The 26,697-nt window shown below is 58.4% G+C and carries 26 protein-coding genes and 1 pseudogene; 17 read left to right on the top strand and 10 right to left on the bottom strand.

What is annotated here, in order from left to right:
- Positions 1-215 precede the first annotated feature (215 nt).
- The 3 genes from ACYZT4_RS08705 (at position 216) to ACYZT4_RS08695 (ending at position 3,485) form a co-directional block, all read left to right on the top strand.
- Positions 216-1,289, top strand: a complete 1,074-nt coding sequence (locus ACYZT4_RS08705; RefSeq protein WP_461986972.1) for a sigma-54 interaction domain-containing protein — start codon at positions 216-218, stop codon at positions 1,287-1,289.
- Positions 1,290-1,342: 53 nt separating this feature from the next.
- Positions 1,343-2,362 carry an ABC transporter substrate-binding protein gene (locus ACYZT4_RS08700; RefSeq protein WP_461986971.1) on the top strand — a complete coding sequence of 340 codons (1,020 nt, stop codon included), beginning with the start codon at positions 1,343-1,345 and terminating at the stop codon, positions 2,360-2,362.
- Between the two features lie 190 nt (positions 2,363-2,552).
- A complete protein-coding gene (locus ACYZT4_RS08695; RefSeq protein ID WP_461986969.1) occupies positions 2,553-3,485 on the top strand; it encodes a hypothetical protein in 933 nt (310 codons plus the stop codon).
- Between the two features lie 210 nt (positions 3,486-3,695).
- Here ACYZT4_RS08695 and ACYZT4_RS08690 read toward each other — a convergent pair whose 3' ends face one another.
- Positions 3,696-4,100, bottom strand: coding sequence for a RidA family protein (locus ACYZT4_RS08690; protein WP_461986968.1), 405 nt, complete (start codon positions 4,098-4,100; stop codon positions 3,696-3,698).
- Positions 4,101-4,243: 143 nt separating this feature from the next.
- Between ACYZT4_RS08690 and ACYZT4_RS08685 the strand changes: the two genes are divergently transcribed.
- The gene (locus ACYZT4_RS08685; RefSeq protein ID WP_461986966.1) at positions 4,244-5,185 is read left to right on the top strand and encodes a LysR family transcriptional regulator; all 942 of its coding nucleotides are present in this window, start codon (positions 4,244-4,246) and stop codon (positions 5,183-5,185) included.
- 18 nt (positions 5,186-5,203) lie between these two features.
- Here ACYZT4_RS08685 and ACYZT4_RS08680 read toward each other — a convergent pair.
- Positions 5,204-5,509: pseudogene (locus ACYZT4_RS08680) on the bottom strand (alcohol dehydrogenase); the annotation flags it as partial.
- 211 nt (positions 5,510-5,720) lie between these two features.
- Here ACYZT4_RS08680 and ACYZT4_RS08675 point away from each other — a divergent pair.
- Together ACYZT4_RS08675 and ACYZT4_RS08670 are read left to right on the top strand one after the other, a co-directional pair.
- The gene (locus tag ACYZT4_RS08675) at positions 5,721-8,519 is read left to right on the top strand and encodes an amino acid adenylation domain-containing protein (RefSeq protein WP_461986964.1); all 2,799 of its coding nucleotides are present in this window, start codon (positions 5,721-5,723) and stop codon (positions 8,517-8,519) included.
- Positions 8,520-8,612: 93 nt separating this feature from the next.
- Positions 8,613-9,281 carry an ATPase gene (locus ACYZT4_RS08670; protein WP_461986962.1) on the top strand — a complete coding sequence of 223 codons (669 nt, stop codon included), beginning with the start codon at positions 8,613-8,615 and terminating at the stop codon, positions 9,279-9,281.
- Between the two features lie 90 nt (positions 9,282-9,371).
- Here the strand turns inward: ACYZT4_RS08670 and ACYZT4_RS08665 are convergent, their stop codons facing one another.
- Entirely contained in the window at positions 9,372-10,223 is an 852-nt protein-coding gene (locus tag ACYZT4_RS08665; protein ID WP_461986960.1) for a CAP domain-containing protein, read from the bottom strand.
- A 200-nt stretch (positions 10,224-10,423) separates the two neighbouring features.
- Here ACYZT4_RS08665 and ACYZT4_RS08660 point away from each other — a divergent pair, with 200 nt between their 5' ends.
- Both ACYZT4_RS08660 and ACYZT4_RS08655 read left to right on the top strand, forming a co-directional pair.
- A complete protein-coding gene (locus ACYZT4_RS08660) occupies positions 10,424-11,044 on the top strand; it encodes a cell wall hydrolase (RefSeq protein ID WP_461986958.1) in 621 nt (206 codons plus the stop codon).
- A gap of 130 nt (positions 11,045-11,174) precedes the next feature.
- Positions 11,175-12,110, top strand: a complete 936-nt coding sequence (locus ACYZT4_RS08655; protein WP_461986957.1) for a Ppx/GppA phosphatase family protein — start codon at positions 11,175-11,177, stop codon at positions 12,108-12,110.
- A gap of 136 nt (positions 12,111-12,246) precedes the next feature.
- Here the strand turns inward: ACYZT4_RS08655 and ACYZT4_RS08650 are convergent, their stop codons facing one another.
- The 3 genes from ACYZT4_RS08650 to ACYZT4_RS08640 form a co-directional block, all read right to left on the bottom strand.
- The gene (locus ACYZT4_RS08650; RefSeq protein WP_461986955.1) at positions 12,247-12,945 is read right to left on the bottom strand and encodes a dienelactone hydrolase family protein; all 699 of its coding nucleotides are present in this window, start codon (positions 12,943-12,945) and stop codon (positions 12,247-12,249) included.
- Between the two features lie 87 nt (positions 12,946-13,032).
- Complete coding sequence (locus ACYZT4_RS08645; RefSeq protein WP_461986954.1) at positions 13,033-13,548, bottom strand: HvfX family Cu-binding RiPP maturation protein; 516 nt, start codon at positions 13,546-13,548, stop codon at positions 13,033-13,035.
- Positions 13,549-13,602: 54 nt separating this feature from the next.
- A complete protein-coding gene (locus ACYZT4_RS08640) occupies positions 13,603-13,806 on the bottom strand; it encodes an HvfA family oxazolone/thioamide-modified RiPP metallophore (protein WP_461986952.1) in 204 nt (67 codons plus the stop codon).
- 355 nt (positions 13,807-14,161) lie between these two features.
- Between ACYZT4_RS08640 and ACYZT4_RS08635 the strand changes: the two genes are divergently transcribed.
- Entirely contained in the window at positions 14,162-15,664 is a 1,503-nt protein-coding gene (locus ACYZT4_RS08635) for an aldehyde dehydrogenase family protein (protein ID WP_461986950.1), read from the top strand.
- A gap of 53 nt (positions 15,665-15,717) precedes the next feature.
- Here the strand turns inward: ACYZT4_RS08635 and ACYZT4_RS08630 are convergent, their stop codons facing one another.
- Complete coding sequence (locus ACYZT4_RS08630) at positions 15,718-16,647, bottom strand: alpha/beta fold hydrolase (RefSeq protein WP_461986948.1); 930 nt, start codon at positions 16,645-16,647, stop codon at positions 15,718-15,720.
- Between the two features lie 259 nt (positions 16,648-16,906).
- Between ACYZT4_RS08630 and cynR the strand changes: the two genes are divergently transcribed.
- The 7 genes from cynR (at position 16,907) to ACYZT4_RS08595 (ending at position 24,214) form a co-directional block, all read left to right on the top strand.
- Positions 16,907-17,800, top strand: coding sequence for a transcriptional regulator CynR (cynR, locus tag ACYZT4_RS08625; protein WP_461988605.1), 894 nt, complete (start codon positions 16,907-16,909; stop codon positions 17,798-17,800).
- Between the two features lie 124 nt (positions 17,801-17,924).
- Positions 17,925-18,554 carry a glutathione S-transferase family protein gene (locus ACYZT4_RS08620; protein WP_461986946.1) on the top strand — a complete coding sequence of 210 codons (630 nt, stop codon included), beginning with the start codon at positions 17,925-17,927 and terminating at the stop codon, positions 18,552-18,554.
- A gap of 200 nt (positions 18,555-18,754) precedes the next feature.
- Entirely contained in the window at positions 18,755-19,675 is a 921-nt protein-coding gene (locus tag ACYZT4_RS08615) for a LysR family transcriptional regulator (RefSeq protein ID WP_461986945.1), read from the top strand.
- Positions 19,675-20,586 (top strand): LysR family transcriptional regulator, encoded by a 912-nt coding sequence (locus tag ACYZT4_RS08610; protein WP_461986943.1) that lies wholly within the window; start codon positions 19,675-19,677, stop codon positions 20,584-20,586. Before ACYZT4_RS08615 ends, ACYZT4_RS08610 begins: the two co-directional genes overlap by 1 nt.
- A gap of 148 nt (positions 20,587-20,734) precedes the next feature.
- Positions 20,735-21,358: a DJ-1/PfpI family protein gene (locus ACYZT4_RS08605; protein ID WP_461986941.1), complete on the top strand. Its 624-nt coding sequence runs from the start codon at positions 20,735-20,737 to the stop codon at positions 21,356-21,358.
- A gap of 32 nt (positions 21,359-21,390) precedes the next feature.
- A complete protein-coding gene (locus ACYZT4_RS08600; RefSeq protein ID WP_461986939.1) occupies positions 21,391-22,071 on the top strand; it encodes a glutathione S-transferase family protein in 681 nt (226 codons plus the stop codon).
- A 70-nt stretch (positions 22,072-22,141) separates the two neighbouring features.
- Positions 22,142-24,214: a 2Fe-2S iron-sulfur cluster-binding protein gene (locus ACYZT4_RS08595; protein WP_461986937.1), complete on the top strand. Its 2,073-nt coding sequence runs from the start codon at positions 22,142-22,144 to the stop codon at positions 24,212-24,214.
- Between the two features lie 56 nt (positions 24,215-24,270).
- On the opposite strand, the gene ACYZT4_RS08590 is transcribed toward ACYZT4_RS08595, so the two are convergent.
- The 3 genes from ACYZT4_RS08590 to cynS all read right to left on the bottom strand — a co-directional run bounded on the left by ACYZT4_RS08590 (position 24,271) and on the right by cynS (position 25,813).
- Positions 24,271-24,933: a carbonic anhydrase gene (locus ACYZT4_RS08590; protein ID WP_461986935.1), complete on the bottom strand. Its 663-nt coding sequence runs from the start codon at positions 24,931-24,933 to the stop codon at positions 24,271-24,273.
- A 58-nt stretch (positions 24,934-24,991) separates the two neighbouring features.
- A complete protein-coding gene (locus ACYZT4_RS08585) occupies positions 24,992-25,240 on the bottom strand; it encodes a DUF2790 domain-containing protein (RefSeq protein ID WP_461986933.1) in 249 nt (82 codons plus the stop codon).
- Between the two features lie 105 nt (positions 25,241-25,345).
- The gene (cynS, locus tag ACYZT4_RS08580) at positions 25,346-25,813 is read right to left on the bottom strand and encodes a cyanase (RefSeq protein WP_461986931.1); all 468 of its coding nucleotides are present in this window, start codon (positions 25,811-25,813) and stop codon (positions 25,346-25,348) included.
- Between the two features lie 413 nt (positions 25,814-26,226).
- Here cynS and ACYZT4_RS08575 point away from each other — a divergent pair, with 413 nt between their 5' ends.
- Complete coding sequence (locus tag ACYZT4_RS08575) at positions 26,227-26,673, top strand: cupin domain-containing protein (protein WP_461986929.1); 447 nt, start codon at positions 26,227-26,229, stop codon at positions 26,671-26,673.
- Positions 26,674-26,697: the final 24 nt, after the last annotated feature.

Genomic DNA, 26,697 nt, shown 5'->3' with positions numbered 1-26,697 from the left:
TGTATGGGTTTCAGGACGATGCAGGCGGGGGGCGAGAACAGCCCGGTGTTGATAGGTAAGCAGACCGATGCTTGCCCATTGCTGCTCCAGCAGCAGGCTGGAAGCAATCGCGCCGCATATGGCTTATAGGAATATACAAATACTAATTAAGAATTTTTTAGTCTAAACAAACTCATGCACTATTGATCACGCGCTTTTACTGCCAGGAATGCACCATGTCGCTGATCACTCACCCAAACGCTCGCGAATTGACCAAGTCGGTGCGGGCCACCGTTCTGGTATTCAAGGACCCGCGCTCTCAGGAATTGCTCAGTCGCATCGAGCGTCTGGCGCCCAGCGAAGCCAACACGTTGATCATTGGCGAGACCGGCACTGGCAAGGAGTTGGTCGCCCGGCATATCCATCACTTGAGCCGCCGCGGCCGCGAACCTTTCGTGGCGGTGAACTGCGGGGCGTTTGCCGAGACCCTGGTGGAAAGCGAGTTGTTTGGCCACGAGAAAGGTGCATTCACCGGTGCCACGACCAATAAGGCCGGGTGGTTCGAAGCGGCCAATGGCGGCACGCTTTTTCTTGATGAGATTGGTGATCTGCCGCTGAACATGCAGGTCAAATTGCTGCGGGTTTTGCAGGAGCGTGAAGTGGTGCGGCTGGGCTCGCGCACGCCGATTCCGATCAATGTCCGTCTGGTGGCAGCGACCAACGTCAACCTCGCGGATGCGGTGGTCGCCGGGCATTTTCGCGAAGACCTGTTTTACCGTCTGCATGTCGCCACCATTCGCCTGCCGCCCTTGCGCGAACGGCCGGGCGACATCCTGCCACTGGCCGAATTTTTCCTCGAAGAACACTGCCAGCGTCTTGGTTACAACCGTGCCACCTTGAGTATCGAAGCCGAACGCAAGCTGCTGGAACACAGTTGGCCCGGCAACATTCGCGAGCTGGAAAACTCCATCCATCACGCGTTGCTGGTGTGCCGCAACCAGCGGGTTGCCCCGGCCGATTTGCACCTGGTGGACATGCGCTCCTCGGGCATGCGCCAGGAGCAGGCCGCGCAGGTCAGTCACGCGGCTGCCGGCCCGGTGGATCTGGAGTCAGCCCTCAACGCGCTGTTCGAACGGAACATCCCGGACCTTTACGAACACATCGAAGAAACCATCTTCCGCGCCGCTTACCGATTCTGCCACGGCAACCAGTTGCAGACCGGACGCCTGCTGAATATCAGCCGCAACATCGTCCGCGCGCGGCTGGAAAAAATCGGCGAATTGAACAAGACACTGACGGTGCAAGAGTAGCCATTCGTTCACCGTCGCTTTTTTCTGACCCGTCCACTCACAGCGAGTACTTCATGGCAACTCCCTACAAACCTTCAACGCTGACACATCTGGCAGCCTCTCTGGCAGCGGTCAGTGCGTTACTCAGCCCCGGCGCTCACGCCGAAGGCACGATCAGCATCGCCCAGCAATTCGGTATCGGTTACCTGATTCTGGATGTGGTGCGCGATCAGCAACTCATCGAGAAACACGGCAAGGCTGAAGGCCTGGACATCAAGGTCGACTGGAACAGCATTTCTGGCGCCACTGCGATGAACGAAGCGTTGTTGGCCGGCGCGCTGGACGTGGTGTCGGCGGGCGTGCCGCCGATGCTGACCATCTGGGATCGCACCAAGGGCAAGCAGAACGTCAAGGCCATCGCCTCGCTGGGCTCGATGCCGAATTACCTGCTGACCAACAATCCGAACGTGAAGGCACTGAAAGACTTTTCCGAGAAGGATCGCATCGCAGTGCCAGCCGCTGGGGTAGGGTTCCAGTCGCGCACTTTGCAGATTGAAACGGCCAAACAATTTGGCAATGACCAGTACAAGAAATTCGACGACATCTCGATCAGCCTGGCGCACCCGGACGCGACGGCGGCGCTGGTCGCCGGCGGTTCTGAAATCAACTCGCACTTTTCCAGCCCGCCGTTCCAGTATCAGGAATTACAGAATCCCAACGTGCATAAAGTGCTGAGTTCGTACGATGTGCTGGGCGGTCAGGCGACGTTCAACGTGCTGTACACCACCGAAAAATTCCACGACGAAAACCCGAAAACCTATAAGGCGTTTTACGACGCACTGGCCGAAGCGGAGAAGATCATCAAAGCCGACAAGTCCGCCGCTGCCCAGACCTATATCCGCGTCGAGCAATCGAAACTGCCATTGTCGCTGGTCGAGACCATCGTCAACGATCCGGAAATCAACTTCACGATTGTTCCGCAGCGCACGGCGATCTACGCCGAAAAACTGCAGGAGTTGGGTGTGCTGAAAAACAAGGCAGGGAGCTGGAAGGATTACTTCTTTGAAGAGGCCCACGACGGCGCCGGCAGCTGATTAAAGACGGCCAATGCATAAAACCCGCTGATATTGGCGGGTTGTTGCATTTTGCATGGTGCTGGGAAGTTCAAACTTTATAAGTCGTTGAAAAATATCTGTTTATTAAAAACTTGCGACTGGCACGTTGACTGCAATTCATCAGATGACGAGTTGTAACAACATCTTTCCTGCCTGGAGCGACACAATAATGAATAGATCCTCTGATGGTTTCTATCCTGCCGCTGAAGAATCAAGCTCGCTGTCGGGCGTTTCCTGGGGCGCGATTTTCGCGGGGGCCGCTGCGGCCGCCGCGTTGTCGCTGATCCTGGTACTGCTCGGTTTCGGGCTGGGTTTTTCCGCCGTTTCCCCATGGGCCCACGAAGGCGTCAGCGCCAAGGGCTTGGGCATTTCAGCGATCATTTGGCTGGCCGTGACGCAAATCGTCGCTTCCGGTCTGGGTGGTTACATTGCCGGTCGTCTGCGGGTGAAGTGGGCGAACATGCATGGCGATGAAGTTTACTTTCGTGACACGGCCCATGGCTTCCTGTCGTGGTGCGTGTCGACACTGGTGGCGGCGATCCTGATCGTCGGCTCGGTCAGCAGCGTTATCAGCGGTGGTGTGCAAGCCGGGGCGAGTGTAGTCGGTGGCGCTGCCAGTGCCGCGACTCAAGCGGCCGGGACTGCAGCCGGAAATACCAACAGTGATCAGTACGGTTACTTCGTCGACAGCCTGTTCCGCGACGATCGCCCTGCCGCCGTCAGTGATGATGCGGCCCGCGGCACTGTGACCCGAATCTTCGTACGCTCCCTGGGCAATGGCGGGCAACTGGCTGCAGAAGACCGTACCTATCTGGCGCAACTGGTGGCGCAACGGACCAACCTGACCCAGGCCGATGCCGAACGTCGCGTTGACGAAGTCTATGCCCGCACCCAGAAAGCCGTAGCCGACGCCAAACTGGCCGCGCAGCAGGCTGCTGACACGGCTGCCAAAGTCGCTGCGTTGACATCGTTGTGGATGTTCATCTCGCTGCTGATCGGTGCGTTTTTTGCCAGCCTCGCCGCTACCTTCGGTGGTCGTCGTCGGGATGCCGTGGTGTATCTGGAAACCGACGCTTACGTGACTACTGCACCTGTTCGTTAACCCTGGAGAATTTTCATGCGCTCATTACTGTTGCTCTTTCTCGGTGTACCTATCCCGATCATTATCCTGATCGCTCTGTTTATGCATTGATCCTCTGAGGCTCATGCCTCTGCCGCTTCTGCCTCTGGTAGAAGCGGCTTTTTTGTATTTTGCGGGAAGCATGCCAGAGTCTACGTGACGGCAAGTCTGCCTCCTCGAGCACGTTCCGAATTACTCAGGGCTGGTTTCCGGAAGCCGGGCAATCACCTTGATCTCGAACCGGAACCCATACAGCCAGGTCACGCCGACCCCCGTCAGCGTCGGGTGCGGCGCGTTCCCCCAGAACTCCGGCACGATGTTCCAGATGGTTTCGAATGTCGACTCGGGATCGACGATGAACACGGTCACGTCGACCACATCGTCGAAGGTGCAACCGGCGGCGCCGAGGATTGCATTGAGGTTGTTGAAGGCCAGTCGGACCTGAGCCTCCAGATCTTCTTCGGGCGAGCCATCCTCGGTGCTGCCGACTTGTCCCGACACGAATAGAAAGCCATTGGAACGAATGGCCGGCGAATAACGATTGCGCTCATAAAGCGCCTGGCGTCCGGGCGGAAAAACAACGTCGCGCTGTGTCATAAAGTACTTCCTTCGAGGGGTCTGGATCGTCCCGAAACTGATGATGGGGCAACTTTAGGGACTTGCGCCGGGGCGATAAACGAGCAACCTTGGTGCTCACTGTTTGGGATATCCAAACAATTCGATCGACATCCGGGGCAGCCATGGACCGTTTTGATGCAATGCAGGCCTTTGCGCGCGTGGTGGAGGCGGGCAGCTTCACCAAGGCTGCCGAAACGCTGCACATGAGCAAGACCACCGTGACCCAACTGGTGCAGCAACTGGAGGCGCGCTTGCGCGTCAAGTTGCTCAACCGCACCACACGCAAGGTCAACGTTACGGCCGATGGCGCGGTGTATTACGAGCGGGTGCTGCGGTTGCTGGCGGACATGGACGATGCCGAAACCAGCCTGTCCGGTGCCTCGGCAGTGCCGCGTGGCCGGTTGCGAGTGGACGTGCCGAGCCCGCTGGCCAGCCTGATTCTGATGCCCGCGTTGCCCGGGTTTTATGCGCGCTACCCGGATATTCAGATCGACATGGGCGTCAGCGATCGCATCGTCGACATCATCGATGAAAACGTCGATTGCGTGGTACGCGGCGGCGAACTCATGGATCAGTCGTTGATGGCGCGACGGGTCGCTGACCTGCCGCTCGGGGTTTTTGCCGCACCGAGTTATCTCGACCGGCTCGGCACACCCACGCATCCGCGGGAGCTGGAAGACTCGGAGCATCGTATCGTCGGTTTCCTCTGGGCGCGCACCGGCAAACCGCTGCCTTATACGATGCGCAACCACAGCGAAAACCTGCAGATCAAAGGTCGCTACGTGTTGGCCGTCGACGACGGCAATGCCTACCTCGCGGCGGGTCTCGCCGGGCTGGGTGTGCTGTGGTTGCCCCAGTACATGTCCACGGCGTATGAGGCGCGGGGCGAGTTGGTGCCGCTGTTTCCCGACTGGACCCTCGAGACGATGCCGCTTTATGTGGCCTACGCGCCCAACCGGCATATCAGCCTCAAGCTGCGCGTGTTCATCGAATGGATTGCCGAGTTGATGGCGCAGCATGCGCCGGTCAGTGGTCGGCCTGACACGCCACCGGGCGCTGAGTGATCGATCAGTTTCGAACGGTCATTTGCTCGCGTCCAGCACCACGCGGTAGCGCGCCTTGCCGCTGCGCAAGTGATCGATGGCTTCGTTGACTCGACTCATGGGGAAGTGCTCGACCTGCGGCAGGATCTGATGCCGGGCGCAGAATTCGAGCATGGTCGCCGTGGTGCCGGGCGATCCGACAGGGGAGGCGGACAGGCTCTTCTGTTGCGGGATCAGGTTGAACACGTGCACCGGAATTGCATCGGGCACGATGCCGACAAAATGCAGGCGACCCTTGGCGCGCAGGGTGCCGAGCATGGCCGGCCAGTCGAGGTGCCTGCCCGCGAAAAACGCCCAGGCAACGCGTTCATTCAGGTTGCACGCGTTACCGTTAATGTCCATCGCGAGCAGATCGTTCCTGCAGTATGCAGTCGACCTAAACTGAACTAGGCTATTTGTCTTTTGTTCGGCAACTGATAAATACCGAATCCTCTCCGCCAGGGTTTTCGGGGTAAGACGTCAACCTCGCATAGATCACGCAGAGCATGAAAACACTATGGCCGACCTTCGCCCAAACCCTGTGCTCAGCCTGGAATACCGTGCTGAGCGTCCGATCTTTTGGGATTTCCTGCAGCAAGCGAGTAGAACACCGGATGCCATTGCGGTGCTTTCCCCGGGCGCAACGTGCAGCTATCGTCAGCTTGAAGAGATCAGCCGGGGCATCGCTTCCAGCCTGATCGCCAAGGGCGCCACGGACGCAGACCGGGTGGTGATTGTCGCGAGCCGCAGTGCGGGGCTGGTCTATGCCATGCTCGGCGCGTTGCGTGCCGGATTGATCTTCACCGTGGCCGACTCCGCCTACCCGGCGGCACGCGTCGAGCAAATCGTTCAGGCGCTTGAGCCATCCTTTGTGTTGCTGTGCGGCGACGCGACCGTCGCTGAATCAACGGCGGAGCGTGCGGTTCATCCGCACATCGTTCGCATAGCGGAAAGTCCCGAAGCGGCATTGCATGCGTTCGGCGGTGAGCCGCAGCGTTTGCCGGAAGTCGATCCGGCCCGACCCGCCTATATCACTTTCACCTCGGGCAGCACGGGCGAACCGAAAGGGATCGTGACCCATCACGCACCGCTGGTGCACTTCATCGAGTGGCACACACGGCAGCATTCGCTGACGAAAGAAGACTGTTTCTCCTTGCTGTCCGGCCTGGGCCATGACCCTGTTTACCGGGATGTATTTACGCCGCTGTCGATTGGCGCGAAGGTCATTTGTCCTGCCCAGGCGACCCTCATTGATCCGGTGGCGTTGGCGACATGGATACAGGCGCACGGGATTTCCATCATTCACCTGACGCCGCCATTGGGGAAACTGATTGAGACCGGGGCGAAACTCGGCGGGCTGACTTTTAACGCCCTGCGATTCCTGTTCTGGGGCGGCGATGCGCTCAGCCAGACGTTGTATGAACAAATTCGCGTTATTGCACCGAATGCCGTCAATGTGAATTTTTATGGCACCACCGAAACACCCCAGGCCATGGGTTACCACTGCATTGAGCCGCAGGCCGGCAGCGGCAAAATCCCTCTCGGCAAAGGCATTGAAGGCGCACAACTGCTGGTGGTGAATGAGGCCAATCAGTTGGTCAGTGAAGGGGAAGTCGGAGAAATTATTATCCGCAGTCCTTACTTGTCGCTGGGTTACTGGAATGACACCACGCAAACCCGGGACAAATTTGTGGTGAATCCCTTCACCGATATTGTCGACGACATTTGTTATAAAACCGGCGACCTGGGTACTTATCTGCCTGATGGCAGTGTCACGTTTCTGGGACGCGGTGACAGTCAGGTGAAAATTCGCGGTCACCGAATCGAGTTGGCGGAAATCGAAGGCGCACTGTCGCGGCATCCACGCATCAAGCAGTGCGTCGTGATCGCGAACCAGGAGACGTCGCTCGCGAGGCTGGTTGCCTATTGCGTCGCTGCCACGCCGGTTTCAACCGCTGAACTGCGTGACCATCTCAGCAACGAATTGCCGGACTATATGGTCCCGGCGTTGTTTGTTTTCCTGGACGCTATTCCACTCACGCCTAACGGCAAGATTGATAAACGCGCGCTGCCCTCGATCGACCGTGACGCGACGTCGCTGGACTCGAGCCTCTCGCCGCTGACGCAAAAGCTGGTGGCTGCCTGGTCGGAAATACTTGAAGTCCCGCGCATTGATGCAAACCTGACGTTTGTCGAACTGGGCGGGGATTCCCTGTCGTTTGTCCAGGCGTCCATGGTGCTGGAAGGGCTGATTGGCCAACTTCCGCATCAATGGGAAATGATCCCCGTGCGGGAACTGGGTGAGCTGACTCATGCAGGCAGGTCGTCCAGGTTTGCACTTCGGGCCATGGAAGTTCCCGTGCTGTTACGCGTCATTTCCATCCTGCTGATCGTGGCTGGCCATCTGCATCTGTTTTCCAACTGGATGATCGCGGGCGAGACCAAGGTATTGTTTATCGTCTCGGGAATCAGCCTGGCGAGGTTTCAACTTCAAGCCATCAATGAGCGCGGTGACGCACGCACGCTTCTGAAGTCCGTCGTCAGTATTGCGGCACCGACCATACTCTACGCCGCTCTGGTACAGGCCGTGTTTGACAAGGTTCATTGGCAAACCCTGTTGCTGATTTCCAATTGGTTTCCAGAGCGAACTGTCGGGCTATTTACCTATTGGTACATCGAAGTGCTGCTGCAAATGATCCTGCTCATCGGGTTCGCCTTGTCGTTCGAGCGCGTCCGGAAACTGATCAGGGCCAACCCGTTTCAAAACCTTGTCATTGCAGCCTGTGCGCTGGCAGTGGCTGACATTCTGATCAGTGCCTATGTGTTTGATGCAACCGCACTCTATAACCGGGTGCCGCAGCACTATCTGGCGATCATGGTGCTCGGGATGGCCATTCATTATGCGAATTCGAGCACGCAAAAGTGGGTGATCAGCGCGGTGACCGTCATTGTGCTCGGAGGGCAGGATCTGCTGCTCCTTTTCGGCGGCGGACCGGAGGCTGAGGTGGCGAGAAGCTATATCGACATCGCCGTGCCGGCGGTGCTCGCGGTGGTCTGGTTCAAATCCATTCCCGTGCCCGGAGTGCTATCGCGAGGGCTTGCGTTGATAGCCTCGTCCACGCTGTACATCTATTTGACCCATTTCCAGTTCCAGTCGGTGGCCCGTCATATCGTGGATCAGCCAGCGGTCGCGGTCGTTGTTGCGCTAGCCGGGGGTGTCGGGGTGGCTTATGCCTGGAATAAGGTCGTTCGAGTGGTCTTGATGCGTTGGAATAAAGGGAAGAAAACCCGGATGAAACCCCAACCATCGGTTTAATCAATAACCACCATCAATAAACGCAAGTTCTGTTTTTCCGGCATCGGAGGAGGATGGCTACATACCGAATTCGCTTCCGAAGGAACCTGCGCGATGAGAATCCCTGCCTTGCTCGCCCTGGTCGCCGTGCTGACCGCCAGCGTTGCCGTCACTGCGCCAGCCTACGCCGCTGAACAGTCCTGCCACTTTGCGCCAGTCGCCGACAGCGCCGCCAACCTGCAGCATGCCCAATCGGTGGGTGTGCTCTACAGCGAAAACACCGTCAACACCCTCGAATACCTTGAGCAGTACCACACCGTAGCGCTGAACGGCGCGAAGAACCCGGCGATGGATTCACGCATCAGCAGCGCCTTCGTCAACAGCTCCGACCCGAAACTGGCGATCAACTGGCTAATGGGCTCGTTGCAGAAAGAATTTGCCTCGGTGACCGTCTACGACAACCTCGACGCGCTGGTGCAGGCGCATCCCGACGTGGTGGTGATGCTCGACACTTACAGCCGTCTGGTGTCCAAGCGCAATAATCAGGTGGAAGCGCGGTTCATGGCGAAATTCTACGACGCGAACCTGCAATACATTGGTCAGGCCGAAGGCTCACGCGCACAGCAAATGCCGTCGGTGTGGGTGCATGGCAAGGCTGCGCCGGAGATTGCCGCGCAGATCGACGAGCAAACCGCGCTGCAAGTGAGCGCGCTGAAACAGTTCGATGCCTCGCTGAAAGTACTGGTGACGTCGGGCAGTGTGGCGCAGGTCGCCAGCAACTGATCTCTTATATGGAGCAGCTGGCGAAGCCTGCGTTTGGCTCGGGCCGCGTTCGAACGCAGGCTTCGCCAGCGGCTACAAAGGGAGGGTGGTTCAGGGGGTACCGAACATCACCGTCCAGTAAATACCTGAGTCGCTTTTCGGGTCCACCGCGTACGCCGCGCCCAACTCCTGGAACTGCGGGTTCATCAGGTTGGCGCAGTGACCGGGGCTGGCGACCCAGCCGTCGACCACTTTGCGCACGGTGTCTTGGCCGGCGGCGATGTTTTCGCCGATCAACTGGGCGCTGTAACCCGCGAGTTCCGCCCGGTCACCCGGCGTGCGGCCGTCACGGTCCTTGTGGTCGAAGTAATTGTTGTTGGCCATTGACCGCGAGTGTTCCTCGGCCGCTGTCCCCAGTATCGCGTTCCAGGTCAGCGGTGCGGCGGCGGCGAAGGTTTGTGTGCCGCACTGACGCGCCCGGCCGCGGGCGGTGTTGAGCTCGGCCAGCAACTTCTGGCCTTCTGCCTGCCAGTCGCCCAAGCGTGCGCTCAACAGCGGGCGCGCCAACACGATGCGCCAGGCACGCTCGTCGCGGCTCACGCCGATATCGACGAATTGCGGGTCGAGCACGATCTGGCAAAAACTTTCCTGAATCGCTTTCATCGCCGACGCCGCATCACGCGGTCCGGACAGGCTGATCGCCTGCACATTCTTCATTGGGTAATTCGCCGCGACCATGGCCTGTTGCAGGTTGCCGATGCTGGTGGCGGACAGCGCCAGGCGTGGATCACCCGCCAGTGGCGGCAGCTCCGACGAGACTTCGCCCGCGCAACGCTGGACCTGGCTGCGGTAGTCGTTGATCGAGTCGATCAGTTGTTTCTCATCGACTGCCAGCGCTTTGGCGGCGAACAAAACGCCCAATGACAACGTGGCAAAACGCAAAACGGATGACAGGACACGCATGGAAATCTCCCTTGTTCGGACTGCGCCCATGATGCGCGATTTCCCCCCTCTGCGCGCAATGCCTTTTCGCGCCGAAATACAGGTGTTTGGCCGTCTGTCGGAATGAAAATGGGCTACTACAATCAAGCCATGTCGCCCGCCAGATGTACTAGGCGTCGATATTTTGTTGCCTGAATCCAGTCCACTCAGAAGGGTCGATCATGCGATTTATTTGTCTAGCATTCTGCTGTGCAATCACGTTACTCAGCGGCCAGGTATCGGCGACTGAACAGGATCAGAAAAAGGAAACGGCCGAAAACAAGGCTCAGGTGCTGGAACAGAAAGCGGCAGAGAAGGGTGCCGATGTGCCGGTGCCCAAAGCCGAAGCGATCACCACCTCTGAAGTGCAGGCGGTCGATCCGGCCGGCGTGGCGCCGCTGGACGATGCGATCACCTGCCTGGCGCGCTCGATCTACTGGGAAGCCAAAGGCAAATCGTCCGCTGACATGGAAGCCGTCGCCAGTGTGGTGATGAATCGCCTGGGTCATGAAGGTTTTCCGGACACGGTGTGCGGCGTGGTCAAGCAGGGCTCGGAAAGCAAGAACTGCCAGTTTTCCTGGTGGTGTGACGGCCGTTCCGATCAGGTCCAGGAAGAAACGCAATACGCGATCGCCAAGGAGATCGCGCGCAAGGCACTTAACAAACAACTCAACGACCGCACCAACGGCGCGATGTATTTCCATGACCGCGGGGTGAAACCCGACTGGGCGAAAAAATACATCAAGACCACCGAGACCGAGATGTTCCTCTTTTATAAACCCAAGGGTGGGGACGCCAAATAGCGGGTGTTATCGGGATGTGATCGGCCTGTCATCGGCCTGTCATCGAGCTCGTGCCAAGATCCTTGCAAACCGTCTTGAGCGTTCAGCAGGCCGGCGTCAGCTGACGGATGAATGTGCAAGGAAAACCACAATGAAAGGCGACGCCTCCCTGTTTGCGGCCATCGACCTGGGCTCCAACGCGTTTCGCTTGATGATCGGCCAGTCGGTCAAGCGCAACCAGCAACTGGTGATTCAGGAAGTGAAAACCCTGCGTGAACCGGTGCGGTTGGCGGAGGGTTTTCAGGGCGGCGCGCTGGACGAAATGGCGCTGGACCGGGGATGGCAGGCGCTCGCGCGCTTCGGCAAAAAACTCCGTGGCTTCGAGCCCGGTCGCGTGCGGGCGGTGGCCACCAGCGCAGTTCGCGAGGCCGACAACGCCCAGTTGTTCCTGGCCAGCGCCGAACGTCATCTGGGGTTTCGCATTGATGTGATCTCCGGGCATGAAGAAGCGCGGCTGGTCTACGCCGGCGTAGCTCATACGGTGCCCGGCACCCAGCGCAAACGGCTGGTCATCGACATCGGTGGCGGCTCCACGGAATTGATCCTGGGGCAGGGCGCGCAACCGCTGTTGACCGAGAGCATTGCCATCGGCAGCGGCAATTTCGGTGCGCGTTACTTTCAGGATGGCCGCATCACGGCGTCGGCGCTGCTGGAAGGCGAGCGTGTGGCCATCCTGCAGTTTGAAGGCGTGGCGCGGCGCTATCGCGCGTTGGGCTGGCAGCAAGTCATCGGCTCTTCCGGCACCGCGCGGATGCTGGCCAAAGTGCTCAAGGCCAACGGTTTGAACGACGTAGGCCACAGCGGCATTACTTACAGCGGTTTGCTACGCCTGTCGCTGCGCCTGCTGGAAGTGGGCCACGTCCAACAGCTGAGGCTGGCGGGTTTGCAAAGCCATCGCCAGAGCATCCTGCCCGGCGGCCTGGTGTTGATGCTGGCCGCGTTCAAGGTCTTCGGCGTTTCGCACATGACTCCTTCGGAGCCGGGTTTGCGCTTCGGCGTGATGCATGGATTGATGTCCAGACACTAAGGGCTGTTATCAGATTGCCGGTTTCGGCGTGCAGAGGACGGCGTCCGACACTCGCCCGTTTGACACGCTGCTGGCGATGGCGTCCGTGGGATAGCCATCGCCGGCACGCTGCGTTCCTGCAGAAAACGCTTGGGTTTTAGAGTTCCATACCCAGGAAGATCAACGTATTGCCATGGGCCTCAGCCGCTGCGCGCTGGTTGTAGCTTTCACGATGCGAGCAGTTGAAACCATGTTCGGCTTCCGGGTACACGACTATTTCAACGTTATCGTTGGTGTCGAACCGCTCGGCGATTTGCTCTACGGCTTCCAGGGGGATGTGGCTGTCCGCTTCACCGAAGTGCATCAGCAACGGCACTTCAATCTCATCGGCCCGGTCGAGTTGATTCTGGATGCCGCCGCCGTAGTAGGCGATGGCCACATCCACCAGCCCGTTGGCGGCGGTGTGGTACGAGAGCAGGCCGCCGAAGCAGTAGCCGATGGATGCAACGCCGCCATTCAGACCCGGTTGAGCTTTCAGGGCGTCGATGGCCAGTTCGATGTCCTTCTGCGCCTTGCCGACGTCGGTGGCGTTCATCAGCTCGACCGCGCGTTTCCAGCCGGCTTCGTCGTAGGTCAGTTCGATGCGGTGGCCGCTGCGCCAGAACAAATCGGGTGCGATTACCAGGTAACCGTCGGCAGCGTATTGCTCGGCGACGGAGCGGATGTGTTCATTTACACCGAAGATTTCCTGGATCAACACGATCCCCGGGCCTTTCTGGGTGTGCGGGATCGCCAGGTAAGCGCCGAATTTGCCTTCGGCACTGTCGATCTCGATCCATTGGGTGGTCACGCTCATGGTGGCTCCTGTCTTCGCAAGTGAAATGAGTCGGGAAACAGATGGTAGCCGAACACCGAGGCCAGTGCGCTGCCGAACGCTTACGTTTCAACGTTTATTACGACGCCAGAAGAATCGGGCCAGCAACGTATCGAGACTGAGCTTGCCGGCACCCGCGAGCAGCAGCGGCATCAGGGCGGCGAGGTAGATCAACGGCAGCTTGAAGTTGCCGTGGCCCTTGTTGCTGATGGAATAACCTTGTGCAAGCTCACTCACTGTAGACCAATCGGTCGGCCAGTGAACGGCAGCAGTCGCCACGATGGTCACCACGATCAACACGATTGCCGAAATCCGCGTGCCCAGACCGACCAGTATCGCCAGGGCGCAAATCAGTTCGGCCCACATCGACAGTTCCCAGTTCAGCGTGGCTGGCACTTGGTCGAAGGGAAACGGAAAGCGGTCCTGGATGTCGGCGAACCAGTTTTCGCCGTTCCATTTTTCCAGACCTGACTCGAAAAACTCCCAGGCGATGAACAGACGCAAGGTCAGGGGGGCGAGCCAGTTGCCGGCGCGGTCGATGTTCAGGTGCAGGCCCTTCACGGCCGACGAGATCGTATTGTTCATGAAAGTGCTCTCCGTTCAGTCAGGAATGCGGGGCCTGGCGGCCCCTCGCAGGGTTTACTCGCTGGCGCCGCACTTGCCTTCGCCACATTTGCCTTCGGCCGGTTTTTCTGCGGTGTCGGCTTGAACCTGGCTGTAGCCGTGGGCCAGTTGCTTCATGCTGAACGCTTCGGACTCGGAGGCCGATGCGACGCTGGACAGGGCCAGGCCGCCAGCGATGATCAGGCCGAGGGTCAGGGAGGAAGTCGAGAGCTTGAACATGGTGGTACTCCGTTGCATTGAGTGAGTTGAGCGCTTTGATCGGCTGAGCCAATCGACAGGCACATTTCATCAATCGGGTGTATCTGCGATGTGTCGCGGGTGCGGGGATTTATGGGTGGGGTGTGTCAAGGGTGGCGCTGTACACACTCTGATACCTAATGTCTGAATGTTTTTGAACACACTGCAATCCTGTAGCAGCTAGCTTGCTCCCGGCGGCGTTGCGACGAAAAACGCCCCGGCAACGCGTTTATTCAGGCAGCACGCGTTATCGTTGACGTCCTTCGCGAGCAAGCTCGCTCCTACTGGAAATTTGCGATACATTTTCCGGCCGTCCATTGCATGGTGAAACCGCTTCATGTCCTCTGCGCTCGAACGTCTAGTCGCTGGCACGCAAATCCCTTTCGCTGGTAACCGCGTCACTGTGGTCAGCCCCGAACTGGCCTTGCGCTTTCAGCCCGGGGACCACCTGCTGGTGGAGCAGGTCAGTGGCGAGCTATTGCTGATTCCGGTCGCTGACCAGAAAGCCGCGGCGGTCGCGATCGAGCGCGCGGAAGCGGCGTTTGCGGCGATGTCCGCCGTATCCGATCAGGCGATCAGCGAGTTTTTCGACCTCTTTGCCCAACGCCTGGAAGACCAGGACTGCTGGGACCTGATCGAGACGGCCAACCTGGCCGATATCGAGTGGGCCAAGTCGCGAGGACGCTCGACTACCCGATTGCTCGCCGACGAACGCATGCGCCGCGACATGGTCGCCGGCCTCAGGGCCTGGCGTGATGCGGCAGCTACCCGTGGCAAAGTGATCAGCTGTGTCGAGCATGACGGCTGGAAAGTCGAGCAGGTGGTGTCGCCCCTGGGCATTGTCGCCTTCGTCTTCGAAGGCCGGCCGAATGTCTTCGCCGACGCCGCAGGCGTGTTGCGTACCGGCAACACCGCCGTGCTGCGCATTGGCAGCGATGCCTTGGGCACCGCACAAGCCATCGTCACCCACGCATTGAACCCGGCATTGAACGACGCCGGATTGCCGGTGGGCGCGGTGTCGCTGGTGGAAAGTGTCAATCACGCCGCCGGCTGGGCAATGTTCGCCGACCGGCGCCTGTCGCTGGCGGTGGCCCGTGGTTCGGGGCGTGCAGTCAGCCAACTGGGCAGCATCGCCCAACAGGCGGGCACCGCCGTCAGCCTGCACGGCACCGGCGGCGCCTGGCTGATCGCCGACAAGGACGCCGACGCCACGCGCTTTGCCGCCGTCGTGCGCAATTCCCTCGACCGCAAAGTCTGCAACACGCTGAACGTCTGCCTGATCCACCGCGACCGCGCCGCCGAATTGGTTCCGCTGTTTCTGCAGGCCTTGAAACAGGCGGGTGCTGCGCGGGACGAGGGCTGCAAGTTGCACATCGTCGAGGGCAGCGAGACGTACCTGCCTTACGACTGGCGCCACGGCACCGTCGATGTTTGCCGGGCTGAAGGCTACGTGGCCGAAGCGCAGGCCGAACCGTTGCCGGAAGACCAGTTGGGCCGTGAGTGGGAATGGGAAGAAACCCCGGAAGTCAGCCTGAAAATCGTCGACGACCTGGACAGCGCCATCGACCTGTTCAATCGCTACAGCCCGCAATTTACCGTATCGCTGATCAGCGAAGATGCCGAGGCGCATGAGCGTTTCTACAACGCGGTCAACGCGCCTTTTGTCGGCAATGGAATCACCCGCTGGGTCGACGGCCAGTACGCGCTGAACAAGCCGGAACTGGGGCTTTCGAACTGGGAGAGCGGCCGCCTGTTTGCCCGCAGCGCGATTCTCTCGGGCGACGGCGTTTTCACCATCCGCAGCCGCATGACCCAGGTTGATTTGTCGGTCAAACGCTAAGTCCTGAGCACTACCGAACGCACGCGCCGGCATTGCCGGGGCGTGCGTTTTCGTTATTGCTTGATCAGAAATTGACGGGTGAGGGCGGCCACAACATCGAGCCTTGTGTCCATCACAAAATGTCCGCCTTCGAGGATAGCGATCTGTGCGTCGGGCAGGTCCCGCCTGAACGCTTCGGCCCCAGCAACCGTAAACGCCAGGTCATGCTTGCCCCAGATCACCAGTGTCGGCAGGTGATGCTCGCGCAACCATGTCTGCCAGGTCGGATAGGCCTCCAGGTTCGTACGATAGTCGAAAATCAAGGCCATCTGAATCTCGCCTTCACCCGGACGATTGAGAAACGCCACTTCGTCTTGCCACAGATCGGGGTTGTAAGCGGTGACGTCCGGGTCGCTGCCAATATGCCGCTGGCGTGTCACATCCAGAGAAAGATGGGCAGCCTGGAACTTGGCCTCGTACGCGTTCCTGTCGGCCCAATAGGCTTTGCGGCTTTCCCACATCTTGCCCAGACCGTCGGCGTAGACGTTGCCATTCTGGAACACCATGGAAGTCACTGCCTGCGGTCTGGCCATCGCCAATCGCATACCGACAGGTGCGCCGTAATCCTGCATGAACAGGCTGTACTTCTTGAGCCCGACGGTATCGGTGAAGTGTTCGATTAACGTTGCGAGATGATCAAACGTGTAGACGAAATGATCCGGCGAGGGCGCGTCGCTATTGCCGAAACCGGGATAGTCCGGTGCGATCAAGTGAAAGCGATCACCTAATTGCCGCATCAGTCCGTCGTACATGCGTGAAGAGCTGGGCACACCATGCAGTAACAACACTGCCGGTGCGTTGACGTCGCCCATTTCCCGATAGGCGACGTTCACGCCATCGACCATGACTTGGCGATACATCATTTTTGGCGTTTGCGCTTGAGCGTGGCCGAAGCCCAACATCAATGGCAATGCCAACATCGAAAGGTATTTGAAAAAGGACATTGCCAATACTCCAGCGTCATGCAGAGCCGCTCTGCGAAGAGGTTCAAGTCAGCGCGCGATCACGCGCTTCTGCGAATACTCGACACATCGACGATTGATCGGAACGGCTAACCGTGACAATGCGGTATTTCACCGGATGAAAGAATCCTGCACCACGTGAATAAATCGGGTTGGAAGGCGCCAGCCTGCGGATTGACCGATAGCCTCCAGGATCGATCTACAATGCATCGCATCAGCAATGCCTATAGAGGAAGTTCTCATGCTGCTACGACATTTGCGGTATTTGCTGGCCGTTGCGGATCACGGCGGTTTTACCCGCGCCGCTGAGGCGCTGCATGTTTCCCAGCCGACCCTGTCGCAACAGATCCGGCAACTGGAAGAAACGCTGGGCGTCACGCTATTCGACCGAACCTCGCGGACGGTGAAGCCGACCGATGCGGGGGTGGCCTACATCGAGTGCGCACGCAGGGTGCTGGTGGAATTGGCAGCGGGTAAGCGGGCATTGCACGATGTGAAGGACTTGTCTCGCGGCACCCTGCGCCTGGCGATGACACCTACATTCATGGCGTATCTGGTCGGGCCGCTGATACGCGATTACACCGCGCACTACCCGAATATCCACCTGGAAATCTTTGAACTGTCGATGGATGAGATTGAGACAGGCCTGGCGGACGACGCGCTGGATATCGCCATTGCGTTTGATCAGGTGAAAAATGCCGACATTGAATCAATCCCTGCCTTCGTCGAAACGCTAGGGCTGATGGTTGGGCGCGAACACCCGTTATACGAATGCCGAGCGCCGTTGGGTGCGGAACAGGTGGCTCAGCTGGAGTTTGCGTTCTTGACCCAAGACTTTGTCACTCGAATCTGCATTGATGATTACTTCGCCAAGGCGAAGATCACTCCAAAAGTGGTTATTGAGGTCAACTCGGTAAACACCTTGCTGGAGGTGATTCGACACACAGCGGTCGCCACCATCCTTCCGGAACCCATAGCGACCCAGGACCGCGCGTTGCGCAAACTTGCGCTAACTGGCAATGGTCCTCAACGGGGCGCTTCGGTACTGCGGCGCAAAAACAACTACCACAGCGCTGCGTCAGTCGCCTTCATGAAATTAATGCTAGGCACGGTTGAGGTTAATCCCGGGACATAGATCATTACGCTCGGTGAAATGCTGGATTGTAATTACTGGTCATTCCGCTGTTTGTGAGGGGAGGCGAAGATAGCTCCATCGACGCGATCACCGGGTCGAACCCAAATAATATTCGGAGTACGTCATGTCCCAGCAAGCGATCAAACTTTATCGCCACCCTCTGTCCGGCCACGCCCATCGGGTCGAATTGATGCTGTCCCTGCTTGGCCTGCCGACCGAACTGGTGTTCGTCGATTTGATGAAAGGCGCACATAAAACCCCTGAGTTTCTGGCCCTCAATAGCTTCGGCCAAGTGCCGGTAATCGACGATAACGGTACTGTTCTGGCTGATTCGAATTCGATTCTGGTATATCTCGCCGCCAAATACGGCAACGGCCAGTGGCTGCCGAGTGATCCTGTCGCTCAGGCAAACGTGCAACGCTGGCTGTCGGTAGCCGCTGGTCAAATCAATTCCGGGCCCGCGACCGCTCGACTGATCACCGTGTTCGGTGCCGGATATGACGCTGAAGAGGCCATCAGCAAGTCTCACAATTTGCTCAAGGTCATGGAGCAAGAACTGGGTAGCAGCAAGTTCCTGGCCGGCGATCAACCGACCGTCGCGGATGTTGCCGCCTACACCTATGTTTCCCATGCTCCGGAAGGCAATGTCGCCTTGACTGACTACCCGCATGTCCGTGCCTGGCTGAGCAGCATCGAAGCCTTGCCAAACTTTGTGGGCATGCAACGTACTGCGAAGGGCTTGCAACAAGCTTGATTTCAACTGGCGGGAGCTTGTCGGGATACCTTCCGCCAAGCTCCCCTTTTGTTGTTCGCGCGTTTTTCCTTTCACATGCTGCAGCAATCTTCTCGAGAAATTAAGGCGAAAGTCGTCGCAGCCGACAATACTGAAAAATTGTCTTTGTACGCATTTGCGCTCAGATATATCGCTGTCCTTTCATCAAGATAGGGTCGCCAATGGATCGCTTTCAAGAAATGCAGATTTTTATGGCGGTATCCGAGGAGGAGGGGTTTGCCGCCGCCGCCCGTCGTCTGAATATTTCACCCCCCAGCGTCACACGTGCCATCGCCGCGATGGAGGAACGAATCGGCACGCAACTGTTGTCGCGAACCACGCGTAGCCTGCATCTGACCGAAGCGGGCCAACGCTATCTGGAGGATTGTCGCCGGATATTAAGTGAGGTAGATGAGGCGGAGGAGGCTGCCGCCGGTAGCTACTCCATACCCTGCGGCCATCTGACGGTGACGGCGTCTGTACTGTTTGGCGAGTTGTTCATTGCGCCCCTTCTGGCCGAGTACCTGGATCTGTTTCCTTCCGTGCATCTCAACGCGTTGTTGGTTGACCGTGTTGTCAGCATGGTTGACGAAGGTATCGATGTGGCTATACGCATCGGCCATCTGCACGAAAGCAATCAGCAAGCCATCAAGGTGGGTGAGGTGAGGCAGGTGATCTGCGGCTCCCCCGGGTATTTCGAGCGTTACGGCAGGCCACGGCATCCCGGCGAGTTAAGCTCGGCCAACATCGTCATGTCTTCGGCCAGTCATCTGTTGAGCGATTGGCAGTTCGTCCATGACGGCAACGCATTGAGCTTTCGCTTTAACCCGCGTTTAGTCGTCACGGCGAATCAGGCCGCTATCAACATTGCCTGCCTGGGATGGGGCATCACGCGGGTGCTGTCTTACCAGGTCGCCAGCCAAGTGGCGGCTGGCGAACTGGAGGTCGTTCTACAGGACTTTGAGCCACCCGCGTTGCCGATTCAGGTGGTGTACCTGAAGAGTAACCGGGTGCCGGCAAAGGTTCGAACCTTCGTGGACTTCCTGGCCGAACGGCTGGTCAGTGACGCAGCGCTGAAACCCGTGATCAAGGGCGCGACTTGATGGATCGCTACCACGAAATGCTCATGTTTGAAGCGCTCTCCGAGCGTCCGAGCCTCGCGGCGGCCGCTCGTCGTCTCGATGTCTCGGGGCCGACGGTTGTACGGGCCATCGCTCGACTGGAAGCACGCCTCGGTGTCCCGTTGTTACAGCGAAGCACCCGAGGGGTGTTGCTGACAGAGGCCGGCGCTGCATTCATGGCGGACTGTTCGCGGATTCTCAAGGAAATCGATTTGGCCGAAGCTTCGGCCAAAGGCTTGCATGTTCAAGCGCAGGGCAACCTGACAGTGCTGATGCCACTTCTGTTTAGTCGCTATGTCATGACGCCGATGTTGGGGAGTTACATGGAGGAGTATCCCGAAGTCAAAGTCTTCGCCGATTACCACGACCGTTTTCCGAACATGAATGAAGAGGGACTGGATGTGGCCGTGTTGGTGGGCCATTTGCCCAATTCATCATTGATCGCCCGACCGGTGGGCCACGTTCGCTCGATCGTCTGCGCCAGTCCCGCTTACCTGGCCGCTCACGGTGAACCTGTCGTGCCCGAGGACCTCAAGCAGCATCGATTGGTAGCGATCCAGGGTTATCGGGACAAGGTCCAGTGGGATTTCCAGCACCAGGGGGAGCCCAATAACATCAAGGCGCGTTCACGGGTCAGTTGCGCCACGGTCCAGGCGGCTATCGACGCCGCGTCTCACGGGGCCGGTCTGACTCGCTGTCCAAGCTATCCCGTTTACGACCATCTGAGCAGCGGGCAATTGCGCCGGGTTTTGCAATCTTATGAGCTGCCGGCGCTGCCCGTGCATGTGGTTTACCGGGAACGGCTCAAAGTCTCGATGCGGGTACGCAGTTTTGTCGACTACATGGTCGAGGGCTTGCGTGAGCATCCGGCCATGCGCCCGGATGCGCTTTGAAAACACTCGACGATTGCGCCATTGAACGTTTCAGTAAGCGAAACAGTGGATTGTATTTTTTGGTCATTCTCTCGATTGCGGTTAAGGCGGAGCATGCGTTTACCCGCTCTCGTTGATTTCAACCCCACACAGCCGAGGCCAATGCCTGATGAAACGCGTGCTCATGTTACTTGCCAATGGTGTTGAGCCTCTGGAAATGGCGGCCTTTACCGACGTGCTCGGCTGGGCCGATTTACTCGGTGACTACCCGCTGGAACTGGTCAACGCCGGGCTTCGCAGAACCATCGTGACAACGTTCGGACTCACGCTCAATCCCAGCTTTTTATTGGATGAACTGGACGTGAGCACCTTTGATGCCCTGGCGTTGCCAGGCGGTTTTGAACCGGCGGGCTTCTACGAAGAAGCATTGAGCGAACACTTTCTGGCCACTATCCGTCACTTTGTCGAAGCCGGGAAACCGGTGGCGAGTGTCTGTGTGTCGTCAGTGTGCCTTGGCGCGGCCGGCGTGCTGCGTGGCCGGAACGCAACGACTTACCACCAGGTGGGCGGTAAACGTAAAAACCAGTTGGTTGAATCCGGCGCTGTCTTTGTCGATCGGCCGATCGTGGTCGACGGTCAGATCATCACGTCAAGCGGACCGGGCACCGCGACAGAAGTGGCTTTTCGGTTACTGGAGCAATTGACCAGTCCCGAAAACGCGGCTCACATCCGCGAAAAAATGCGCTTCGCGACCCCAGGTCGTGATTGGTACGAGACGCCACAAGTGGCTTAGTTTTTTCGTCGTTCTGTCCAGAGATTGAAACAATGAGCAGCGATTCCCCTGCGGTGGATTTTTACTACTGGCCAACGCCCAATGGGCAGAAGGTCGCCATTTTTCTCGAAGAGTCAGGACGACCGTACACGGCGCATCCTGTGAATATCAGCAAGGGTGAGCAATTCTCAGCTGAATACACTTCAATTTCGCCCAATCAACGCATCCCCGCGCTTGTTGATAGCGAGGTCGATGTCTCGGTTTTCGAATCTGGCGCTATCCTGTTGTATCTGGCGCAGCGCCGTGGACAATTTTTCCCCAGCGATACGAAAGCAGCCGCGGACGTCCTCCAGTGGTTGTTCTGGCAGGCGGCCAGCCTGGGTCCGATATTGGGTCAGACAGTGTTCTTCCTGAACTATGCCTCCGAGCATGTACCCCTCGCCGTGGCTCGATTCAGTAAAGAGACTGAACGTCTTTACCGGGTGATGGAACAGCAGTTGAGCGAGCGCCCGTACATCGCAGGCGAGTATTCGATTGCGGACATGGCGATTTACCCTTGGGTGCTTCAATACGAAAAGCAAGGCATGACACTCGACAATTACCCCTGGGTGGCCGCCTGGCTGGCGAAAATCGGCGAGCGCCCGGCGGTGATTCGGGCCTACGCCAAAGGGGAGCAGATTCGTCCGTCAGGCCAGACCGATGAAGACAGGAAAAAACTCTACGATCTTCCGTAGTTCAACCCTTCACTCACCGGCCGGTGAGTGAAGGCACCTGTTTACCCATGCGTGACGTGTAGAGGTGAGCATGAATCAGATGGACGAGCCTGGGGCATCGCCCTGGCATGCGGGTGAATTGGAATTACAGAAAAGCGTTGGCGTCGCAGAGGTCATGGAGGCAAACGGACGCAGAGTCATACGCGATTTCATGCCGGACCAGCACCGATTGTTTTACAGTCAGTTGCCTTATCTGGTGCTGGGGGCCGTCGATGACCAAGGCATTCCATGGGCAACCTTGATCGAGGGGCCTCCAGGCTTTGCTCATTCCCCCGATCCGAAAATCTTGCAACTTGACCGCCTGCCCGCCGACGGTGACCCGGTGAAACCCGCCTTGCGAAAGGGCGCCGCCGTAGGTTTGCTGGGCATTGACCTGAAGACTCGAAGGCGCAATCGCATGAACGGCACTATCAGCACCGCCTCTTCTGGCGGTTGTTCCGTTTCTGTGGTGCACAGTTTTGGCAACTGCCCGCAATACATCCAGCTGCGTCAGGTTGACCCGGTCAACCTCGGACACTTCTCGTCGAACGCAGTGGCCGAACGTCTCAATGAACTCGATGAAGCCGCCAGGACAACCATCACTAACGCCGATACTTTTTTTGTCGCCAGTTACCTGGACCTGGAGGGCGATGCTCGCAGACGCTCGGTGGATGTTTCGCACCGGGGTGGCAATCCAGGTTTTGTCCGGATCGAAGGTAATGTGCTGACCATTCCCGACTTCGCGGGGAATTTGCACTTCAATACTTTGGGTAACTTGTTGCTCAACCCACAAGCCGGTTTGCTATTCATCGATTTTGAAACGGGCGATCTGCTGCAGGTTGCCGGGCGTACCGAGATCATTCTTGATGACCCGCAAATCGCTGCGTTCCAGGGCGCCGAACGGCTCTGGACGTTGACGGTGGAGCACGTCGTTCGGCGTGCGGCAGTGTTGGCCGTGCACTGGCGCTTCGAAGGGTTTTCTCCCAACAGCCTGATGACGGGCAGCTGGGAACAAGCCGCGGGGCGTCTACAGGCCGATGCCCTGCGCGATCAATGGCGGCAGCTGCGGGTGACGCGCATTGTTGATGAAAGCAGCACGATTCGCTCGTTTTACCTTGAGCCTGACGACGGTGCTGGATTGCCTCGATTCGAGGCAGGCCAGCATTTGCCGGTGCGAATTTGCGTAGCCGACGGCGAGACACCGGTGGTGAGAACCTACAGCGTGTCGAGCGCACCCTCCGACAGTTTTTTTCGCATCAGCGTCAAGCGCGATGGACGCGTTTCGTCGCACTTGCACCAGCGCATCCAGGTCGGAGACTTGATTGAGGCACGGGCTCCCCAGGGCCGATTCACCGTGCAAGCCGAGGAGTATCGACCGCTCGTCCTCATAGCCGCCGGGGTGGGCGTGACACCGATGCTCTCAATGCTGCGCGAGGTGATTTATCAAGGAGAGCGGATTCGTCGAACCCGACCCACCTGGTTTATTCAGAGCGCGCGGAGCCTGGCCGAAATGGGTTTCCGTGACGAGTTGTATGAGTTGGCGAGCCGTGCCAAGGATAAAATCCGCGCGTTGCGTCTGCTCAGTCAGCCGGAGACCCATGCTCGCGAAGGGGAGGATTTCGAATTGGCGGGGCGCGTCGATATTGAATTGCTCAAGGCGTTGCTGCCCCTGGACGATTATGACTTTTACCTGTGTGGCCCCGGTGCATTTACTCAGGCCCTGTACGACGGCCTTCGTCAGTTGCGCATCGGCGATGATCGTATTCACGCGGAGACCTTTGGCCCTTCGACGCTGGTTCGGCAACGAGACCAACTGACTCCAGCGGTTGAACAGGTGCCGGCGTCCAGTAGCCCGGTCAAAGTGCTGTTTACAGCGTCGGCCAAAGAGGCGCGTTGGGAGCCGGGCAATGGCAGTTTGTTGGAGCTGGCGGAAAGTCGAGGACTGAACCCGGACTTCAGTTGTCGGGGCGGATCTTGCGGTACATGCCGCACCCGACTGATCAGCGGGCAAGTCCATTATCTGAATATGCCAGCTGAAATGCCGGCGGAAGGGGAAGTGCTGATTTGCTGCGCAGTGCCGGCACACACCAAGGAGGGCGATGCCCCCCTGGTGCTGGATTTGTGAGTCGGGTGCCATGGGCCGCTCCTTCTAGCCGTTCGGGTACTCCTCGAATCAACGCTTCAGGCGACGGCTTTTGCAGGACGGGCTTGCACGGCGACGGTGGTCGGATGCTTGACCAGCGACTTGAACGTTTTGTTGTCGGCATCCAGCGCATCGATCGAACCGGTGCCAATTTCGTAGACCCAGCCATGAAGATTCACCAGGCCTTTTTCCTGTGCCAGGCGCACGCTCGGGTGGGTTTGAAGGTTGGCCAGTTGGGCGATCACGTTTTCCCGAACCATCGAACTTACTTTGGCGGTTTCATTGGCGTGAGGACGCGATTCGTTGATGACTTTCGCGGACTCGGCATGTTGCAACCAGCCGGCAACGGCAGGCAGGTGATCCATGCATGTGCACTTGGCGACAGCAGTCATGGCGCCGCAATCCGAATGGCCACAAATCACGATATCGGTGACGCCCAGCACAGCGACAGCGTATTCGACAGTGGCCGACACACCGCCGGAATGCGGGCTGTAGGACGGCACGATGTTGCCCGCGTTGCGGATCACGAACAGTTCGCCGGGCTCTTGTTGGGTCAGCAGTTCCGGCACGACGCGGCTGTCGGAACAGGTAATGAACAGCGTGCCGGGGTGCTGCGTGGTGGCCAGGTGCTTGAACAGGTCAGTCCTTTGTGGGAACGCTTCCTTCTGGAACTTCAAAAAACCTTCGATGAGCGCTTTCATGGTGTGTGCCTTTTAATGATTGATTGATTGATTAATAAATAAAGAGGTCGGGTGACGATCAGTTGGTGCAGCCGCTGCCTATCACGCTGTATTCCAGAACATGGGTTCCACCGTGCGAATCGCGGTAGGTCATTTGCACCGGCGTTGGAGCGCACACATCGGCTGCCGGGGTGATGTTGATGACCTTGGCGATATCCGGGTGCATGCCGTACGCATAGGGAACGGCGTCTGGCGCGACCACCGATTCCTGTGCGTAGGCGGACAACGAAGCCATTAGGGACACGGCGAGAAACAGAATTTTTTTCATGAGAAATCCTCCATGCATATTTGGTGATCGAGTCGAATGGGTTGAGAAATTTTTTGAAGCAGGCCCGCAGTGGCTGCGGGCCGTATTACAGAGCCAGTTGCATCCTTAGAAAGGGCGCAGTGGCAGGAACTTGCCGTCAAGGGTAATCACTGCACGGTGGCCGCCTTCCGGGTCTTCAACTTTTTTCATGTCCAGCTTGAAGTTGATCGCGCTGATGATGCCGTCGCCGAACTGTTCGTGAACCAGGGCTTTGAGGGTGGTGCCGTAGATCTGGATCATTTCGTGGAAGCGGTAGATGGTCGGATCGGTTGGAACACCGGCCAGGCTGCCGCGCAGCGGGATGATTTGCAGGCGGGCTACCGTGTCGGCGTCCAGGTCCAGTTTCTCGGCGATGACTTTGGCCGCTTTTTCTGGCAGTGGATGCTGGCCAAGCAGGGCGGCGGTGACGTAAGCCAAGCCCAGGCCGGTGCCTTCGGTAACGTCTGCGAAAGACAGGTTTTTGCGAGCCTTGGCGTCGAGGATTTTGGCGGTCAACTCCAGGCTGCTGTCGTTGTAAGCGTGGGACTGTTGCATGGTGTTTCTCCTATCAGATTGACTGGGTGGGTGTTGCCAGGTTGGTGTTGCTTGGTGTGAAGCAATCTTCTGCCGTTTGCTCGATAGCGTCCAAGACCGATATGCAATCCTTCGCATAAGTCCTGCCTATAGATGCAGATTCGAGTGTTCAGGAAATCCGGTCTGGATTGATGTGGCTGAAGCAATCATCGGAGGGGAGGGGACGGCCATCGCTTCGGATTACCGTTGCAGGCTCATCACCGCGAAATCGGGGCGAGCCTGTCCAGCGGGCTTGTATCAGAACGTATCTCAGGTCTCGCCAGCCAAGGTCGCATACAAAACCCCGGCTCACCGGACACGTGCGAGATACACCATTGTCTTGAAATGGCTCACCCCACACACGGCCTCTGCCGTGCACTGACCGGAGAATTTCAATGGCTCGTTTTAGTACCCGCAACACTATCGGCATGCTCGGTGCTGCCCTGGCCGCCACCGCTTTCCTGTCTACATTCACAGGGATGGCACAGGCTCAAGAAACGCCAGCGGCGAAAAGCTGGCAGACAGGGCTGCATCGCACGGATCTCGTGAAACGCGATCTCGGTGTCTCCGACCGTGAAGTTATCCAGGTCCGCGTCGACTTCGAACCTGGCGTGGCTGCACCCAAGCATTCTCACCCCGGTGTGGAAGTGGCTTACGTCATCAGCGGCACCTTCCAATATCAGCTGGAAGGGCAACCAACGGTGACCCTCAATGCCGGTGACTCCTTGTACATACCGGAAGGCACCTCACATATCGCGACGAACATCGGCACCACCACTGGATCAGAGTTGGCAACCTACATCGTCAAGAAAGGCGAACCTCTGGTTAACCTGCAGAAATAAGCAGTACACGCTGGGTGCCTGGTG

The sequence above is a fragment of the Pseudomonas sp. GB2N2 genome, from assembly GCF_054897705.1.
This window is presented reverse-complemented; position numbering and strand designations above follow the sequence as displayed.

Bases quoted from the DNA above. Each gene is read 5' to 3' on its own strand.
- ACYZT4_RS08705 (WP_461986972.1), top strand. From the start codon at position 216: ATGTCGCTGATCACTCACCCAAACGCTCGCGAATTGACCAAGTCGGTG.
- ACYZT4_RS08700 (WP_461986971.1), top strand. From the start codon at position 1,343: ATGGCAACTCCCTACAAACCTTCAACGCTGACACATCTGGCAGCCTCT.
- ACYZT4_RS08695 (WP_461986969.1), top strand. From the start codon at position 2,553: ATGAATAGATCCTCTGATGGTTTCTATCCTGCCGCTGAAGAATCAAGC.
- ACYZT4_RS08690 (WP_461986968.1), bottom strand. From the start codon at position 4,100: ATGACACAGCGCGACGTTGTTTTTCCGCCCGGACGCCAGGCGCTTTAT.
- ACYZT4_RS08685 (WP_461986966.1), top strand. From the start codon at position 4,244: ATGGACCGTTTTGATGCAATGCAGGCCTTTGCGCGCGTGGTGGAGGCG.
- ACYZT4_RS08675 (WP_461986964.1), top strand. From the start codon at position 5,721: ATGGCCGACCTTCGCCCAAACCCTGTGCTCAGCCTGGAATACCGTGCT.
- ACYZT4_RS08670 (WP_461986962.1), top strand. From the start codon at position 8,613: ATGAGAATCCCTGCCTTGCTCGCCCTGGTCGCCGTGCTGACCGCCAGC.
- ACYZT4_RS08665 (WP_461986960.1), bottom strand. From the start codon at position 10,223: ATGCGTGTCCTGTCATCCGTTTTGCGTTTTGCCACGTTGTCATTGGGC.
- ACYZT4_RS08660 (WP_461986958.1), top strand. From the start codon at position 10,424: ATGCGATTTATTTGTCTAGCATTCTGCTGTGCAATCACGTTACTCAGC.
- ACYZT4_RS08655 (WP_461986957.1), top strand. From the start codon at position 11,175: ATGAAAGGCGACGCCTCCCTGTTTGCGGCCATCGACCTGGGCTCCAAC.
- ACYZT4_RS08650 (WP_461986955.1), bottom strand. From the start codon at position 12,945: ATGAGCGTGACCACCCAATGGATCGAGATCGACAGTGCCGAAGGCAAA.
- ACYZT4_RS08645 (WP_461986954.1), bottom strand. From the start codon at position 13,548: ATGAACAATACGATCTCGTCGGCCGTGAAGGGCCTGCACCTGAACATC.
- ACYZT4_RS08640 (WP_461986952.1), bottom strand. From the start codon at position 13,806: ATGTTCAAGCTCTCGACTTCCTCCCTGACCCTCGGCCTGATCATCGCT.
- ACYZT4_RS08635 (WP_461986950.1), top strand. From the start codon at position 14,162: ATGTCCTCTGCGCTCGAACGTCTAGTCGCTGGCACGCAAATCCCTTTC.
- ACYZT4_RS08630 (WP_461986948.1), bottom strand. From the start codon at position 16,647: ATGTCCTTTTTCAAATACCTTTCGATGTTGGCATTGCCATTGATGTTG.
- cynR (WP_461988605.1), top strand. From the start codon at position 16,907: ATGCTGCTACGACATTTGCGGTATTTGCTGGCCGTTGCGGATCACGGC.
- ACYZT4_RS08620 (WP_461986946.1), top strand. From the start codon at position 17,925: ATGTCCCAGCAAGCGATCAAACTTTATCGCCACCCTCTGTCCGGCCAC.
- ACYZT4_RS08615 (WP_461986945.1), top strand. From the start codon at position 18,755: ATGGATCGCTTTCAAGAAATGCAGATTTTTATGGCGGTATCCGAGGAG.
- ACYZT4_RS08610 (WP_461986943.1), top strand. From the start codon at position 19,675: ATGGATCGCTACCACGAAATGCTCATGTTTGAAGCGCTCTCCGAGCGT.
- ACYZT4_RS08605 (WP_461986941.1), top strand. From the start codon at position 20,735: ATGAAACGCGTGCTCATGTTACTTGCCAATGGTGTTGAGCCTCTGGAA.
- ACYZT4_RS08600 (WP_461986939.1), top strand. From the start codon at position 21,391: ATGAGCAGCGATTCCCCTGCGGTGGATTTTTACTACTGGCCAACGCCC.
- ACYZT4_RS08595 (WP_461986937.1), top strand. From the start codon at position 22,142: ATGAATCAGATGGACGAGCCTGGGGCATCGCCCTGGCATGCGGGTGAA.
- ACYZT4_RS08590 (WP_461986935.1), bottom strand. From the start codon at position 24,933: ATGAAAGCGCTCATCGAAGGTTTTTTGAAGTTCCAGAAGGAAGCGTTC.
- ACYZT4_RS08585 (WP_461986933.1), bottom strand. From the start codon at position 25,240: ATGAAAAAAATTCTGTTTCTCGCCGTGTCCCTAATGGCTTCGTTGTCC.
- cynS (WP_461986931.1), bottom strand. From the start codon at position 25,813: ATGCAACAGTCCCACGCTTACAACGACAGCAGCCTGGAGTTGACCGCC.
- ACYZT4_RS08575 (WP_461986929.1), top strand. From the start codon at position 26,227: ATGGCTCGTTTTAGTACCCGCAACACTATCGGCATGCTCGGTGCTGCC.